At 69.1% G+C, this 243-nt stretch carries 1 protein-coding gene; it reads left to right on the forward strand.

Annotation, left to right across the window (positions count from 1 at the left end):
* A partial coding sequence (locus ACPYOM_RS23570) for a hypothetical protein (RefSeq protein ID WP_481347840.1) occupies nucleotides 1-243 on the forward strand: 243 nt, incomplete at both ends.

Here is a 243-nt window from a genome sequence, read left to right on the forward strand (position 1 = left end):
CCCTCCCCCCCCCCCCCTCCTCCTTGCAAACAACAACCGCCCCCCCCCGATTGCTCCTCTTCTCGTGGGCGCGGAGAGGTGGAGAAAAGACAGGACGACGTCGGCCGCCACCGCCGAGGCGCTGGCGGGGTCGAGGGCTGGGGCACGGCCCTGTCTCTTCTACACACCTGACGCTGCCGACAACGGAGAGAGTGTAGACCTCGGTGGTCGCCGTCTCATTAAAAGGGGGGGGGGGGGGGGGGG

The organism is Monashia sp. HAY1-2A, assembly GCF_056755315.1.